Raw genomic sequence first — 14,308 nt, 5'->3', positions numbered from 1 at the left:
TTCGCGGCGACGGCCCACCCTGTGGCGCATGGCGACATGTGAAGTCTGCGGCAACAACTACGGAATGTCCTTCGAGGTCCACGCCCAGGGAGCGGTGCACGTCTTCGACTGCTTCTCCTGCGCGATCCACCGGATGGCTCCCATCTGCGAGCACTGCCGGGTGCAGATCATCGGCCAGGGCGTCGAGGTCGAGGGCCACTGGTTCTGCGGCGCCCACTGCGCCCGCGCGGAGGGGAGGGCGGGGATCGTCGACAAGGTCTGAGCCCGGCCGCCCGGCGCGAGCCCGTACCCGCCGCGTGACACCCCACGACCGAGTTGTACCGTTCGTGGGGTGTACCGCTTCCTCTTGTCCCGCCAGTGGGTGATCCTCACGCTGGTCGCCGTGCTGCTCATCCCCACGATGATCCGGCTGGGCTTCTGGCAGATGCACCGCTACGAGGAGCGCACCGCCCGGAACGACCTGGTCGCGCACGCGCTCGAAGCCTCGCCGGTGCCCGTGGAGTCGCTGACCGCGCCCGGCAAGCAGATCACCACACGCGAGCGGTACCGCACCGTCACCGCGAAGGGCCGCTTCGAGGCGGACCGCGAGGTCGTCGTCCGCCGCCGCACCGACGCCGACGACAACATCGGCTACCACGTACTGACCCCCTTCGTGCTGAACGACGGCAAGGTCCTGCTGGTCAACCGGGGCTGGATCCCCGCGGACGGCGCGAGCCAGACCGCGTTCCCGAAGGTCCCCGCGCCGCCCCGGGGCGAGCTCACCCTCACCGGGCGGCTGATGCCCGACGAGACGACCGAGGCGAGCGGCATCAAGGACCTCCAGGGCCTCCCGGACCGGCAGGTCATGCTCATCAACAGCGCGCAGCAGGCCGAGCGCCTGGACGCCCGGGTGCTCGGCGGATACGTGGTCCTGAAGACACCGGAGCCGAAGAACGGCACCCCGGAGCCGATCGGCAGCCCCGGCAACGAGAACGCCGCGCTGAACTTCGCCTACGCCATCCAGTGGTGGCTGTTCGCCGCGGCCGTACCGGTCGGCTGGTGGTTCCTGGTCCGCCGCGAGAAGCGCGACCGGGAGACCCCCGAGGACGTGCGGCCCGCGGAGGCGGAACCCGCGGCCGTCTAGCCGCGCGGCGGGAGGGTGCGGGCGGACCCGATTGCTCCGCCTCCGGCCGGGAAGAGGTCACCCGTGCACCCCCACATCGAGGACTACGCGCTCATCGGCGACCTGCAGACCGCCGCCCTGGTCGGCACGGACGGCTCCGTGGACTGGCTCTGCCTGCCCCGCTTCGACTCGGCCGCCTGCTTCGCCAAACTGCTCGGCGACGAGGACAACGGCCACTGGCGCATCGCCCCGGAGGGCGCCGAACGCTGCACGCGGCGTGCCTACCGGCCGGACACCCTCGTCCTGGACACCGAGTGGGAGACCGAGGACGGCGCGATCCGCGTCACCGACCTGATGCCCCAGCGCGACCGCGCCCCCGACCTCGTGCGCATAGTCGAGGGCCTGAGCGGCGAGGTCACCGTGCGCAGCGTGCTCCGGCTGCGCTTCGACCACGGCTCGATCGTCCCCTGGATGCGCCGGACCGACGGGCACCGGGTGGCCGTCGCCGGGCCGGACTCGGCGTGGCTGCGCAGCGAGCCCGAGGTGCACAGCTGGGGCGAAGACTTCGGGACGCACGCGGAGTTCACGGTCGCCGCCGGCGAGAAGGTCGCGTTCGTGCTGACCTGGCACCCCTCGCACGAGCCCCGCCCGTCCTTGATCGACCCGTACGTGTCGCTGGAGCACAGCGTCGAGGACTGGCGCGAGTGGGCGGCGCGCTGCCGCTACGACGGCCCGCACCGGGACATCGTGGTCCGCTCCCTGATCACGCTGAAGGCGCTCACGTACCAGCCCACCGGCGGCATCGTGGCCGCCCCCACCACCTCGCTGCCGGAGGAGCCGGGCGGCGTGCGCAACTGGGACTACCGCTTCTGCTGGCTGCGGGACTCCACGCTCACCCTGGGCGCCCTGCTGTCGGCCGGTTATCTGGAGGAGGCCGAGGCCTGGCGCGACTGGCTGCTGCGCGCGGTCGCGGGCAACCCGGCGGACCTCCAGATCATGTACGGCGTGGCGGGCGAGCGACGGCTGCCCGAGTTCGAGCTGCCGTGGCTGTCCGGCTTCGCCGGGTCCAGGCCCGTGCGCATCGGCAACGACGCCGTGAACCAGCTCCAGCTGGACGTGTACGGCGAGGTCATGGACTCCCTGTCGCTGGCCCGGCTGGCGGGGATGCAGCCCCGGCCGCAGATGTGGGAGTTGCAGTGCGCCCTGGTGGAGTTCCTGGCCACGGCGTGGCGGGAACCGGACGAGGGGCTGTGGGAGGTGCGGGGCGGGCGCCGGCAGTTCGTGCACTCGAAGGTGATGACGTGGGTGGCCCTGGACCGGGCGGTGCGCACCCTGGAGGACCATCCCGAGCTGGGCGGCGGTGACCTCGACGGCTGGCGCGCGCTCCGTGACGAGGTGCACCGCGAGGTGTGCGAGAAGGGCTACGACCCGGCGCGCAACACCTTCACCCAGTACTACGGCTCGCGGGAGCTGGACGCCTCGGTGCTGCTCATCCCGCGCGTGGGATTCCTGCCGCCGGACGACCCGCGCGTGGTCGGCACGGTCGACGCGGTCGGCGCGGAGCTGACCCGGGACGGCCTGGTCCGGCGCTACAGCACCGAGGGCGATCCCGTCGACGGTCTGCCGGGCGGCGAGGGGACGTTCCTGGTGTGTTCGTTCTGGTACGCGGACGCGCTGCACGCGACCGGCCGGACGAAGGAGGCCCGGGAGCTGTTCGAGCGGCTGGTGGCGCTCGCCAACGACGTGGGGCTGCTGGCCGAGGAGTACGACCCGGTGAGCGGGCACCAGCTCGGCAACTTCCCGCAGGCCTTCAGCCACGTCGGCCTGGTGAACACGGCCCTCGCCCTGTTCGGGGACGAGGAGGCAGGATAGGGGCCATGGATCTTGGACTGAAGGACCGGGTGTACGTCGTCACGGGTGCCACCCGGGGCCTGGGCAACGCCGCCGCGCGGGAGCTGGTCGCCGACGGGGCGAAGGTGGTCGTCACGGGGAGGGACGAGAAGAGCGCCTCGGAGGCGGCCTCGGCCCTGGGGCCGGGGGCGGTGGGGGTGGCCGCGGACAACGCCGACCCGGAGGCCGCCGGACGGCTGATCGCGACCGCCCGGGAGCACTTCGGCCGGTTCGACGGCGTGCTGATCAGCGTGGGCGGGCCGCCGCCCGGGTTCGTCGCCGACAACACGGACGAGCAGTGGCAGTCGGCGTTCGAGTCGGTGTTCCTCGGCGCGGTGCGGCTGGCCCGGACGGCGGCGGCCGAGCTGGCGGACGGCGGGGTGATCGGGTTCGTGCTCTCGGGCTCGGTGCACGAGCCGATCCCGGGCCTGACCATCTCCAACGGCCTGCGCCCCGGGCTCGCGGGCTTCGCCAAGTCCCTCGCCGACGAGCTGGGCCCGCGCGGCATCCGCGTCGTGGGCCTGCTGCCGGGCCGCGTGGACACCGACCGGGTGCGCGAGCTGGACGGTCTGTCCGCCGACCCGGAGGCGACCAGGGCGGCCGCCGAGTCCCGCATCCCGCTGCGCCGCTACGGCGCCCCGGAGGAGTTCGGCCGCGCGTCCGCGTTCCTGCTCTCCCCCGCGGCGGCGTACATCACGGGCGTGATGCTGCCGGTGGACGGCGGCATGCGGCACGGGTTCTAGGACGGCCGGACGGCCCCGGTCGCGGGCGCCACGCCCGGCGAGCCGCCCTGGAGGCGGCCGCCGCCCCGCGCCGATGGCCCGGGACCGCGCCCGAGAACCGTCGGCCGGGCGGGACACGCCGTGGGCTGCTTTCAAACGCCGGGGACAGGACAGTCCCCGGCAGCCAGGCGCGCCCTCAGCTGACCCGCCCGGCCGGGCGGGACGCGCCGTGGGCTGCTTTCGGGCGCCCGGACAGGACGGTCCCCGGCGGCCGGGCGTGCCCTCAGCTGACCCGCTCCGCCCCGTGCTTGACGCCCCGGAGGTGGACTTCCGCCGGGAGGGACGTGAGGGCGGCCGACTCGCGGGCGTGGGTCAGGGCCCCGGTGGTGAGGTCGTGCAGGGCGGTGCCGGGGTCCACGTGGGGGGCCAGGAGCAGCCGGACGCGGGCCGCCGGGGCGTCACGGCGGCCGGTGAGCCGTACCCCGGCCCGTTCGACCCCGTCCACGCGGTCCGCCTCACCGGCGAGGACGTCCTCGAGCGCCCGGCCGCGCAGCGCGGCGCCCTCGCCGTCCCCGGTGTCGACGAGGACCTCGGTGAGCCTGCGGCGGCGTACCACCGCGACCAGCCACCACAGGGCGAGCAGCAGCAGGACGGCGAGGGCCGCGATGACGACCGGCCACCACCAGCCGGCGTCCCGCCAGCGGGTCCGTTCGGTGTCGCTCAGCAGCACGTCGTGCGGCCCTTGGTGGACCCACCAGGAGGGCGCGGGGGCGTCGAGGCCCACGGCCAGCACCGCGCCGCCGAGCGCCAGCAGGATCAGGCCCGCCAGTGCGGTCAGTACCCGGTTCACCGTCCTGAGCACCGCGCTCACCCCTTCCGTCCGGGTCGCGCCACCCGCAGCGACACCGCGGGCGGCCGGGCCAGGCCCAGACCGCGCACCGCGTCGTCGAGCGCGCCGTGCAGATCGGCCCGTACGTCGTCCAGTTCCCGGAAGTGCGACAGCGCCCGTACGCGGGCCCTGCGGCGGCGCATCCGCACTCGCGCCGACTGCACTCCGGGGACCTCCATGGCCCGGTCGCGCAGCACGGTGGCGGCGGCGTCCCGGTGCAGCCCGGCGCGTACGTCCGGGTGGGTGCGCCGCATCGGCAGCTCCCGGCGCAGTCCGGGCGTGAGGGCCAGCAGGAGCAGCCAGAGCCCGAGGGCCGCGGCGACTCCCGCGCCGACCAGCACCCAGGTGTCGTCGACGGGCCGTTCGGCGAGCTGCCGGGCCAGGTCACGGCGCCAGCCGAGCGCGGTCCGGCCGGCGCGCACCGCGACGACGTCGTAGAGGAAGGCCCCGGCGAGGATCAGGAGCAGCAGCGCGACGAGGCCGGCGGGGACGCGGCGCGTGGACCAGAAGCGGCCGGCCCGTCCGCTTCCGGAGTCGTCCGGCAGGCCGGGCCCGTGCTTCTCCGAGGTCGGGGCCGCGCCCGGCTCCGTGCCGCGTTCCACGACGGGCAGGCGCTGGGTGCTGCCCTCTCCCGTCCCGGCGCTCTGGGGCTCGCTCATCGCGTCCTCCCGTGCCTCGCACCGTATTCCGCCGCCAGGTGCAGCCGCTCCACCTGGACGGCGACCTCCGGTACCGCCATGCCCACCAACGCACGTACCCGCTGGACCACTTGGTGACGCACCCGGCCGCAGCGGGCGCCGATGTCGCACGGGTAGTCGAGTTCCAGGTGCACCCGGACGCGGGCGGTGTCGTGGTGGACGTCGACGGTGGCGTACGGCCGTGCGGCGTCCGGGTGGAGCGGGCCGAGCGCCTCGCGGGCCGCCCGTGCGGCGACCTTGGCGACGACCCGGTCGGCGATCCGCGTGGCACCGCGCTCGCCCGGCGCCACGCGGGCCAGGGGTTCGAGGAGCTCACCGGACCCCTCGCTCACGCCGGTCACCGCCGCCGGTCGTCGCGGGTGCGGAAGAAGTAGGCGGGGTCCATGTCCCCCTCCAGGAAGCGGCCCACCACGAACCCGACGGCCCCCAGGGCCGCCACCAGCAGGAAGGCACCGAAGCCGCCGAAGTATCCGGCGAAGCCCAGTGCCATGCCGGCGATCATGCCGACCACGGCCATGCTCATGGCGCGCTCCCCTCGTTCACCGTTTGATTCACGATTCACCGTTCGGTCAGCGTCCGCGTCACTTGATCCGGGGCTCCGGTTCCTCGTCCTCCTCGTCGGGCAGCTTCACGTCGCTGACCGCGATGTTGACCTCGACGACCTCCAGGCCGGTCATCCGCTCCACCGCCGCCACCACGTTCTCCCGCACATCACGGGCCACGTCCGCGATCGACACGCCGTACTCGACGACGATCTCCAGATCGAGGGCGGTCTGCTTCTCGCCGACCTCGGCCTTCACCCCGCGCGACACCCCGGACTTGGTCCCTCCGGGCACCCGGTCGCGCACGGCGCCGAAGGTGCGGGACATCCCGCTGCCCATCGCGTGCACGCCGGCGACGTCCCGTGCCGCCATTCCGGTGATCTTCTCCACGACGCCGTCGGCGATGGTGGTCCGTCCCCGGGTGCCGGGGTCCCCGCCGCCGCGCCGCGTCGTCTGGCCCTTGGCCGCCCCGGGGGTGTCGATCGTGTCCTGCCCGCTCCGGTGGGTCTCCATGTCGCTCATCGCCGTACGTCCCTTTCGGTCGTAGTCCTGTGACCACGTTAGGCGGGGTTGCGGTGACTCGCGCCACGGATGCGGCAGGCTGGGGGAATGACGACGGCGGACCGGTGGACGCGTGCGGTGCGGGAGCAGCTGGGTCTCGGCAGGCTGCTGCCGCTGGGCGGCCCGGAGGACGGAGCGTGGATCGCCGAGCGCGCGGCCCGGGAGGTGCTGCTGGCGGAGGCCCGGCGGGTGGCGGGGGTGCGTCCGGGTGACCTGCGGATCGGCACCGCCGACCCGGACGACGTACGGGAACCCGCCGTGCCGCCCCCGCCGAGCGCGCTGCCGCCCGGACCGCTGCGGGTGACCGCCGACTTCTCGGCGGTCGTGGGGCCGACGGCGGCCCTGCCGGAGACGGCCGCGCGGCTGCGGGCCGCGCTGACCGAGGCGGCGGCAGAGCGGATCGGCCTCGCGGCGGCGGACGTGGACCTGCGGGTGACCGGCCTGCTCGACGAGACGGTGGCCCCGGGGGCGGGCGCCGGGCCCGGCCCGGGGCCCTCCGGGGGGCCCGACGGGACGGACGGCGGAGGCGAGGGTGACGGCGACGGCGAGGGCGACGAGGGGCGCGTCGCCCGGGCCGCGCGGGCGGTGCCGGGTGTGCTCCGGCTGACGGGGGTGCTGGGCCGTCCGGTGCAGGTGACGGTGCCGCCGGCGCGGGAGGGTGCCCTGCCGCGCCGGCATGTCCGGGTGGAGCTGGCGGTGCGCGCGGACCACCGGGCCGTCGAGGTGGCCCGGCGGGTCCGCGCGGTGGTGTCCGAGGCCCTGCCGGACCGCCCGTCGGTGGCGGTGGTGGTGACGGACGTCGGCTGAGCGGCGCCCGGCGCTGCTACTCGCCGAGCCCCGCCAGGTCGCGCAGCCGGCGTCCCTGGGCGGCCCGTTCGGCGGTGCGCTGGGCCTCGTAGTCCCGGGTCAGGGCGCCCTGGAGCAGCGCCTTGGTCTCGACGACCGCGTCGCGCGGTGCGGCCAGGATCGCCGACACCAGGTCGTGCACGGTGGGGGCGAGCTGGTCCGCGGGCACGGCGAGGTTGGCCAGGCCGGTGCTCACGGCCTCCTCGGCGGTGACGAACCGCCCGGTCGCGCAGATCTCCAGCGCGCGGGCGTACCCGACCAGGGACACCAGGGGATGCGTGCCCGTCAGGTCCGGCACCAGGCCCAGGCTGGTCTCGCGCATGGCGAACTGCACGTCGTCCGCGACGACCCGCAGGTCACAGGCGAGGGCCAGCTGGAAGCCCGCCCCGATGGCGTGCCCCTGCACGGCGGCGACCGACACGAGGTCGCTGCGCCGCCACCAGGTGAACGCCTCCTGGTACTCGGCGATGGTCGCGTCCAGCTCGGCGTCGCCGCCCCGCGCGAGGTCGATGAACGACGGTTCGCCGTCGAAGCCCTCGGGGGTGAACGCCTGCCGGTCGAGCCCGGCCGAGAAGGACTTGCCCTCGGCCCGCAGCACCACGGCGCGGACGGAGCCCGGCAGCAGCCGGCCGGCCTCGGCCAGCGCCCGCCACAGAGCGGGGCTCTGCGCGTTGCGCTTGGCCGGGTTGGTCAGCGTCACCGTGGCGATCGCGTCGTCGACGGTGAGCCGCACGCCGTCCTGGTCGAGTGCGGGACCGGGGTCGTGGGCGGGCGAAGCCATGGGGCGCCTCCGAAAGATGCGGTCGTCGTCCCCGCCGCGCGCCGGACGGTGCGCCGTGCGACGGCAGGGCTAAGTGACTGCACAGTAACCACCCGGACGGTCGGACGACCGACCGGGTGGCCACCGTCACTTTCGGAGCCGAGGGGCCGCCCGGGGCATCAGGCCGACGTGGCCTTCTTGCCCCGGGTAGCCCCGCCACGCCCTCGGAGCGTGACACCCGACTCACTGAGCATGCGGTGCACAAAGCCATACGAGCGGCCGGTTTCCTCGGCCAACGCCCGGATGCTCGCACCGGCGTCGTACTTCTTCTTCAGGTCTGCCGCGAGCTTGTCGCGCGCGGCGCCGGTTACCCGGCTGCCCTTCTTCAGAGTCTCGGCCACCCGTGCCTCCTCATGGGAAGTGCGCTCTGGTACTCCTCATGATCACCCCTCCCGGCCCTCCTGGCCACCCATTCGGCAAGGTCGATGAGACAAGGTGGTGACGACAGGAGCGGGTCCGCACATACGGAATCCGTAATTCCAGGGAATCGGGCGCGTTCGGCCGAACGGGTTTCGCCGCGTCGTTCCAGGTCAGAAAGGCGGCGCGGCCGGGCCCCCGGCAATGAGGGGCCCGGCCGCGAAATCGGTGTAGGACACACCTCTTGATGAGGAGATCTCACACAGATGGTGGATCACGGATCGGCCGAATGATCCATCAGCAGTGGATCATCCATTCGATCAAGCGAGGGCGACAAGGTCCGCGTAATCGGCGCCCCACAGGTCCTCGACGCCGTCCGGAAGCAGAATGATCCGCTCCGGCTGGAGCGCCTCGACGGCGCCCTCGTCGTGGGTGACGAGGACGACGGCGCCCTTGTAGGTGCGCAGCGCTCCGAGGATCTCCTCGCGGCTGGCCGGGTCGAGGTTGTTGGTGGGTTCGTCGAGGAGCAGCACGTTCGCCGAGGACACCACGAGGGTGGCCAGCGCGAGACGGGTCTTCTCGCCGCCGGAGAGGACACCGGCGGGCTTGTCGACGTCGTCGCCGGAGAACAGGAACGAGCCCAGCGTCTTGCGGACCTCGACCAGGTCCAGGTCCGGGTTGGCCGAGCGCATGTTCTCCAGGACGGTGCGCTCGGGGTCGAGGGTCTCGTGCTCCTGCGCGTAGTAGCCGAGCTTGAGGCCGTGGCCCTCGATCACCTGGCCGGTGTCGGGCTTCTCGACGCCGCCGAGGAGGCGCAGCAGCGTGGTCTTGCCTGCGCCGTTGAGACCCAGGATGACGACCCGGGAGCCCTTGTCGATGGCCAGGTCGACGTCGGTGAAGATCTCCAGCGAGCCGTACGACTTCGAAAGGCCCTCGGCCATCAGCGGGGTCTTGCCGCAGGGCGCCGGCTCCGGGAAGCGGAGCTTGGCGACCTTGTCGGACTGGCGGACCGCCTCCAGGCCGGAGAGCAGCTTGTCGGCGCGGCGGGCCATGTTCTGCGCGGCGACCGTCTTGGTGGCCTTGGCGCGCATCTTGTCGGCCTGCGAGTGCAGGGCGGCGGCCTTCTTCTCGGCGTTGGCGCGCTCGCGCTTGCGGCGCTTCTCGTCGGCCTCGCGCTGCTGCTGGTAGAGCTTCCAGCCCATGTTGTAGACGTCGATCTGGGAGCGGTTGGCGTCCAGGTAGAACACCTTGTTGACGACCGTCTCGACCAGGTCGACGTCGTGGGAGATCACGATGAAGCCGCCGCGGTAGGTCTTCAGGTAGTCGCGCAGCCAGATGATCGAGTCCGCGTCGAGGTGGTTGGTCGGCTCGTCGAGCAGCAGGGTGTCCGCGTCCGAGAACAGGATCCGGGCCAGCTCGATACGGCGGCGCTGACCGCCGGAGAGCGTGTGCAGTGGCTGGCCGAGCACCCGGTCGGGCAGGTTCAGCGCGGCGGCGATGGTGGCGGCCTCGGCCTCGGCGGCGTACCCGCCCTTGGTGAGGAACTCGGTCTCCTGGCGCTCGTACTGCCGGAGGGCCTTGTCGCGGGTGGCGCCCTGGCCGTTGGCGATGCGCTGTTCGTTCTCGCGCATCTTGCGGATCAGGACGTCCAGGCCGCGCGCGGAGAGGATGCGGTCGCGGGCGAGCACGTCGAGGTCGCCGGTGCGCGGGTCCTGCGGGAGGTAGCCGACCTCGCCGGAGCGGGTGACGTTGCCGGCGGCGGGCTGGCCCTCGCCGGCCAGGACCTTGGTGAGGGTGGTCTTGCCGGCGCCGTTGCGGCCGACCAGGCCGATGCGGTCGCCCTTGGCGACGCGGAAGGTGGCGCTCTCGATGAGGACACGGGCACCGGCGCGCAGCTCGATGCCGGAGGCGGAGATCACGGTCAGACTCCTGGGCGGGTGGGTGGCGGGATGGGCGGCTGTGGAGGTTCCCGCCGCTCTAATGCACGAGGAGAATGGCCATGAGGGCCAGTCTAACGGGGCGGTGCAACCGCTTTTCCCCGCGAGCGTCGTCGGTGGCCGGTGGAAGGCCGGGCGAACGGGTCCCCTTCACCACGCTCGCGGGGTGCGCGGGCTGCCCGCCGGAAGCACGCGGGGGGCCTCCGGCGGTTCGTCCCTGGGGCTCCGCCGGTCAGCTGCCCCCGGTGTGGACCTGGAAGGCCGCCCGGCGTACGGCCTTGGCCAGGGCGGGGTCCGGGTGCGCGGCGGCGAGCGCCACCAGCACCTGCACGGTGCGGGGGTGTCCGACGGCGCGGACCTCGGCGAGCAGCGCCGGGACGGTGGCCTGGACCGCCGACTCCAGGTGCCGCACCAGCAGCGGGGCCTCCCCGTGGTCGGCGACGGCCGCCGCGGTGTCGACCCACAGCCAGGTGGCCTCCGGGCGGGTGAGGACCTCGTGGGCGTCCTCGGGGTCGACGCCGTCGTGCTCGGCCAGCCACAGCAGGGCGTACGGCCGGAGCGTCGGCTCGTCGAGGACGCCGCGGACGTCGGGCTCGGCGGGGGCCCCGACGACGCGCAGCGCCTCGAAGGCGAGGCCGCGCAGCAGGGCGTCCTCGCCGCGTGCCGCCCCGAGCAGTTCGGCGACGGCGCTGCCCACGGGGCGGGCGGCGAGCCAGGCGCGGTACTCGGCGCGGGCGGCGTTGGGGCGGAGCTGGGCGCAGCCGCGGAGCATGTCCTCGGCCGACTGCTCGATGTTGCCGGCCGGGCTCTGCGCGGCGACGCAGATCTGCTCCAGCTTGACCCAGACCGCCCAGTTGCCCAGCGGGGTGAGCGTGGCGTGTCCGTCGCCGCAGGTGAGGGCGCCGACGGAGGCGAGGGCGTGCAGGGCCCAGTCGAGGAGGGGGGCGAGCGGGGTGTCGGTGGCCGGGGCCGGGTCCGGCTCGGAGCCCGGGGTGCCGGGTTCGAGCCGGGGGCCGTAGGGCACCTCGCAGCGTTCGGTGCGCAGTTCGGTGACGCGCTGCTCCAGCAGGTCCAGGAGCTGGGCCACCGGGACGGGTCCGGCGGACAGCTGGAGGAAGGAGAGCAGCTGGGGCATCGCGGAGACGACCTCGGCCACCGCGGCGGGTTCCTGCCCGGCGGGCTCGGGGTGGGCGAGTGACCAGGCGTCGAAGAGGGCGACCCAGCCGCGCAGCACGGCGCTGTCGTCGCGGTTCCAGGCGCGCAGCCGCCAGCCGGGGCGGGCCGTGCCGCCCTGCACCTCGACCAGTCCGGCGAGGCGGGCGGTGTCCCAGTCGGCGCGGACCTTGGCCACGGGCAGGCCCAGTTCGCGCGCCGCGTGCTCGGCGGTGGCGTCGGACAGGGTGGCTTTGCCGTCGGCGGTCGCGCTGCCGCGGCCGGGGCCGAGTGCGGAGTCGGCCCAGCGGGCGACGCGGGCCGCGTCGGCAAGACCGGAGCGTGCCATTCCGGCCAGCTCCGAGCGGGCGGGGGTGCCTTCCGGGGGACGCGGCGCGGGGCGGCGTGGACGCCGCTGATTCATCGCTGGGGGGGCGGCGGCCAGGGGTCGCGGGCGGACGAGTCGGAGCCTGGAGTCGCGCGGGATACGGGACGTCACGGGTGCAGTCTTCCGGTTGACGGTCCGAAAACCCAAACGGAATGCCCCGGGGGCCTCCTGGAACGGTGGTCGCGGAGCCCGGGCGCGCTGTTCGGGCACCGGATCAGGACAGTGGTACGGCGTTGAACGGAACCGGTTCGCCGCGCCCGCGGGCGGGTGCCGCGGGGCGGGCGACGGGGGCACGGGAGGGGTTCGTGGGAGGGGATCACACCAGTGGGGTCATGAAGCGGCGGAGGGTCTCCTCGTAGTCCGCGGGGTCGGCGTTCCACATGGCGCCGTGCGGGGCGTCCCGGACGGCGTGGAGGGCGACCAGACGCGGGTGGGTGTCGGCGAGGCGGCGGGACAGGCGCCAGGGGGCCACCGCGTCGCCGGGGCCGTGGAAGATCAGGGTGGGGACGGCCGGGCGGTACAGACCGGCGGTGCCGGCGTCCCGGTCGGCGTGCAGCCCGGCGCGGCCCTGCGCGGCGCGGACGGCGAGCGGCAGGAGCGCGCCGGGGGTGCGGCGGGCGGCGGCCAGGGCGCGCAGGGTGGTCTCCCAGCTGAGCACCGGGGAGTCCAGCACGAGCCCCGCGATGCGCTCGCGCACGCCGGAGAGCGCGGCGGTGCGCAGGGCCATGGTGGCGCCGGTGGACCAGCCGAGCAGGACGACCTGGCGGGCGCCGTGGTCGAGGGCGTAGCGGACGGCGGCGTCCACGTCGCGCCACTCGGTCTCGCCGAAGTGGTGCAGGCCGTCGGGCGAGGGCGGTGCCCCGACGTCGCCGCGGTAGGCGAGGGCGAGCACCGGCACGTTCCGGCGGTGCAGGGGGGCGATCACGTTCAGGGCGTGTTCGCGGGTGGCGGCCAGGCCGTGCACGGCGATGACCCAGGTCGGGCGGGCCCCGGGCAGGAACCAGGCCGGGAGCGGACCGAGTTCCCCCGGGACCTCGACGTCGGCGTACTCGAGGTCGAGGGCCGTGCCCGGGTTCCCGACGTACAGGTTGGGGGTGAACCACGCCCGGTCACCCGTTTCGAAGGTGCCGTGCGTGACGCGTTCGAGGCGGCGTACGACGGTGTCGGCGCCGTGTTCGACGGTGCCGAGGACCGGTCCCACGACCGCGTGGGAGCCGTCACCGGCGAGCCCGTACCGGCCGGGGCGCAGCGCGGCCAGGTCCCGGGTGAGGGTGATCTGCCCGGCGGCGGTGCCGTGCACGGTGAGCCGGGGCTCGGTCGGCAGGGGCCGGCCGGGGGGCGCCTTGAGCGCCGCGTCGCTGGCGAGCCGGCCGACGGCGACGCTCGCCGCTCCGGTCGCCAGAGCTGCGGTGACGGCGGCTGCCGTTGCGGTGACAGTGCGCATGGGGCCAGTCTCCTGGTGGAGTCCTCGGGCGGCCAGTGGACGGGTGACAGGGGGTGACGAGGTGCTCGTGTCCCGTAGCCGGTACCCCGGGAACCGCCCGGCACGCACCCCGCGTCAGCTTCGCTGCCCGTAGCCCCGCAGGCGCTCCGTCACCTCCGCCAGCTGGGCCGCGGTCAGCAGGGACGGTGCGCGGCCCGGCACCGAGGCGGCGGTCAGCCACAGGCGGCACATCCACTCGAGCTGGGCGGTGCGGTCGTAGGCCTGGTCGAGGGAGCTGCCGTAGGTGACCGTGCCGTGGTTGCGGAGCAGGCAGCCGGTGCGGTCGGTGAGGGCGTCGAGCATGGCGCGGGCGAGTTCGTCGGTGCCGTAGGCCGCGTAGGGGGCGACCCGGACGGGGCCGCCGAGCGCGGCGGTCATGTAGTGCACCGGCGGGAGTTCGTCGACGAGCAGGGAGACCGCCGTCGCGTGCACGGCGTGGGTGTGGACGACGGCCCGGGCGCCGGGGTCGGCGCGGTACACGGCGAGGTGCATGGGCAGTTCGCTGGTGGGGACCAGCGTGCCGCGCACCTGGCGTCCGTCCAGGCCGACGCCGGTCACGTCGTCCGGGGTCAGCCGGTCGTAGGGCACGCCCGACGGGGTGACCAGGACCGTGTCGCCGACGCGCACCGAGACGTTGCCGGAGGTACCGACGACCAGCCCTTCCGCCACCGTCCGCCGGGCCGTCGCGACGAGGTCCGCCCAGGCCGCTTCCTCGGCCGTCCTTCGGTCCGCTTCTGCGCCCTCGGCCCGCGACTGTGTCACAGTCACCGTCTCCTCCCCGGCGCCCGCGCGCCCCTCACGTCCCGCCGCCGAGCGGCCTCGCGGTGATCCTGCCAGCAACGTCTCCGGAGAGCATCGGAGCGGGCACGCAGAGGGAGGCTTCGACCCCGTTTCCGGTCACCGTGACGCCCTGCCCAGTTC

General features: G+C 74.3%; 16 protein-coding genes. 5 read left to right on the top strand and 11 right to left on the bottom strand.

What is annotated here, in order from left to right; translation table 11 throughout:
- Positions 1–28 precede the first annotated feature (28 nt).
- The 4 genes from ACIRGB_RS24770 (at position 29) to ACIRGB_RS24755 (ending at position 3,735) form a co-directional block, all read left to right on the top strand.
- Positions 29–262 carry a hypothetical protein gene (locus ACIRGB_RS24770; RefSeq protein ID WP_052841811.1) on the top strand — a complete coding sequence of 78 codons (234 nt, stop codon included), beginning with the start codon at positions 29–31 and terminating at the stop codon, positions 260–262.
- Between the two features lie 69 nt (positions 263–331).
- Positions 332–1,123, top strand: a complete 792-nt coding sequence (locus ACIRGB_RS24765) for an SURF1 family protein (protein WP_403868981.1) — start codon at positions 332–334, stop codon at positions 1,121–1,123.
- Between the two features lie 63 nt (positions 1,124–1,186).
- Complete coding sequence (locus ACIRGB_RS24760) at positions 1,187–2,974, top strand: glycoside hydrolase family 15 protein (protein ID WP_403868979.1); 1,788 nt, start codon at positions 1,187–1,189, stop codon at positions 2,972–2,974.
- Positions 2,975–2,979: 5 nt separating this feature from the next.
- Positions 2,980–3,735, top strand: coding sequence for an SDR family oxidoreductase (locus ACIRGB_RS24755; RefSeq protein ID WP_403868976.1), 756 nt, complete (start codon positions 2,980–2,982; stop codon positions 3,733–3,735).
- Between the two features lie 262 nt (positions 3,736–3,997).
- Here ACIRGB_RS24755 and amaP read toward each other — a convergent pair whose 3' ends face one another.
- From amaP to ACIRGB_RS24730, 5 genes are read right to left on the bottom strand one after another with little or no spacing between them, the layout of a single operon-like run.
- A complete protein-coding gene (gene amaP / locus ACIRGB_RS24750; protein ID WP_403868973.1) occupies positions 3,998–4,585 on the bottom strand; it encodes an alkaline shock response membrane anchor protein AmaP in 588 nt (195 codons plus the stop codon).
- Complete coding sequence (locus ACIRGB_RS24745) at positions 4,582–5,262, bottom strand: DUF6286 domain-containing protein (protein ID WP_403868970.1); 681 nt, start codon at positions 5,260–5,262, stop codon at positions 4,582–4,584. The genes amaP and ACIRGB_RS24745 overlap by 4 nt, the downstream gene beginning before the upstream one ends.
- Complete coding sequence (locus ACIRGB_RS24740) at positions 5,259–5,642, bottom strand: hypothetical protein (RefSeq protein ID WP_403868967.1); 384 nt, start codon at positions 5,640–5,642, stop codon at positions 5,259–5,261. Before ACIRGB_RS24740 ends, ACIRGB_RS24745 begins: the two co-directional genes overlap by 4 nt.
- Entirely contained in the window at positions 5,639–5,824 is a 186-nt protein-coding gene (locus tag ACIRGB_RS24735; RefSeq protein WP_403868965.1) for a hypothetical protein, read from the bottom strand. Before ACIRGB_RS24735 ends, ACIRGB_RS24740 begins: the two co-directional genes overlap by 4 nt.
- 58 nt (positions 5,825–5,882) lie before the next feature.
- Positions 5,883–6,365: an Asp23/Gls24 family envelope stress response protein gene (locus ACIRGB_RS24730; protein ID WP_403868962.1), complete on the bottom strand. Its 483-nt coding sequence runs from the start codon at positions 6,363–6,365 to the stop codon at positions 5,883–5,885.
- An 87-nt stretch (positions 6,366–6,452) separates the two neighbouring features.
- On the opposite strand from ACIRGB_RS24730, the gene ACIRGB_RS24725 reads away from it, so the two are divergent.
- Positions 6,453–7,211, top strand: a complete 759-nt coding sequence (locus ACIRGB_RS24725; protein WP_403868959.1) for a nucleopolyhedrovirus P10 family protein — start codon at positions 6,453–6,455, stop codon at positions 7,209–7,211.
- Between the two features lie 16 nt (positions 7,212–7,227).
- Here ACIRGB_RS24725 and ACIRGB_RS24720 read toward each other — a convergent pair whose 3' ends face one another.
- The 6 genes from ACIRGB_RS24720 to ACIRGB_RS24695 all read right to left on the bottom strand — a co-directional run bounded on the left by ACIRGB_RS24720 (position 7,228) and on the right by ACIRGB_RS24695 (position 14,149).
- The gene (locus ACIRGB_RS24720) at positions 7,228–8,031 is read right to left on the bottom strand and encodes an enoyl-CoA hydratase/isomerase family protein (protein ID WP_403868956.1); all 804 of its coding nucleotides are present in this window, start codon (positions 8,029–8,031) and stop codon (positions 7,228–7,230) included.
- Positions 8,032–8,189: 158 nt separating this feature from the next.
- On the bottom strand, positions 8,190–8,411 hold the full coding sequence (locus ACIRGB_RS24715; protein ID WP_003976983.1) for a helix-turn-helix domain-containing protein: 222 nt from the start codon (positions 8,409–8,411) through the stop codon (positions 8,190–8,192).
- Between the two features lie 336 nt (positions 8,412–8,747).
- Positions 8,748–10,346, bottom strand: a complete 1,599-nt coding sequence (locus ACIRGB_RS24710) for an ABC-F family ATP-binding cassette domain-containing protein (RefSeq protein WP_398912475.1) — start codon at positions 10,344–10,346, stop codon at positions 8,748–8,750.
- Positions 10,347–10,596: 250 nt separating this feature from the next.
- Positions 10,597–12,015 (bottom strand): hypothetical protein, encoded by a 1,419-nt coding sequence (locus ACIRGB_RS24705; RefSeq protein WP_403868952.1) that lies wholly within the window; start codon positions 12,013–12,015, stop codon positions 10,597–10,599.
- Positions 12,016–12,220: 205 nt separating this feature from the next.
- The gene (locus ACIRGB_RS24700) at positions 12,221–13,348 is read right to left on the bottom strand and encodes an alpha/beta hydrolase family protein (RefSeq protein WP_403868949.1); all 1,128 of its coding nucleotides are present in this window, start codon (positions 13,346–13,348) and stop codon (positions 12,221–12,223) included.
- A 114-nt stretch (positions 13,349–13,462) separates the two neighbouring features.
- A complete protein-coding gene (locus ACIRGB_RS24695) occupies positions 13,463–14,149 on the bottom strand; it encodes a class II aldolase/adducin family protein (RefSeq protein ID WP_403869137.1) in 687 nt (228 codons plus the stop codon).
- Positions 14,150–14,308: the final 159 nt, after the last annotated feature.

It is taken from the genome of Streptomyces sp. NPDC102490, from assembly GCF_044765285.1.
Classification (GTDB): Bacteria; Actinomycetota; Actinomycetes; order Streptomycetales; family Streptomycetaceae; genus Streptomyces.
The sequence above is the reverse complement of the archived record's forward strand: the minus strand, read 5'-3'. Positions and strand labels throughout refer to the sequence as shown.

What these genes read in the sequence shown, in the direction of transcription:
- ACIRGB_RS24735 (WP_403868965.1), bottom strand. Translation starts at nt 5,824, where the DNA reads ATGAGCATGGCCGTGGTCGGCATGATCGCCGGCATGGCACTGGGCTTC.
- ACIRGB_RS24770 (WP_052841811.1), top strand. Translation starts at nt 29, where the DNA reads ATGGCGACATGTGAAGTCTGCGGCAACAACTACGGAATGTCCTTCGAG.
- ACIRGB_RS24700 (WP_403868949.1), bottom strand. Translation starts at nt 13,348, where the DNA reads ATGCGCACTGTCACCGCAACGGCAGCCGCCGTCACCGCAGCTCTGGCG.
- ACIRGB_RS24745 (WP_403868970.1), bottom strand. Translation starts at nt 5,262, where the DNA reads ATGAGCGAGCCCCAGAGCGCCGGGACGGGAGAGGGCAGCACCCAGCGC.
- ACIRGB_RS24755 (WP_403868976.1), top strand. Translation starts at nt 2,980, where the DNA reads ATGGATCTTGGACTGAAGGACCGGGTGTACGTCGTCACGGGTGCCACC.
- ACIRGB_RS24720 (WP_403868956.1), bottom strand. Translation starts at nt 8,031, where the DNA reads ATGGCTTCGCCCGCCCACGACCCCGGTCCCGCACTCGACCAGGACGGC.
- ACIRGB_RS24730 (WP_403868962.1), bottom strand. Translation starts at nt 6,365, where the DNA reads ATGAGCGACATGGAGACCCACCGGAGCGGGCAGGACACGATCGACACC.
- ACIRGB_RS24725 (WP_403868959.1), top strand. Translation starts at nt 6,453, where the DNA reads ATGACGACGGCGGACCGGTGGACGCGTGCGGTGCGGGAGCAGCTGGGT.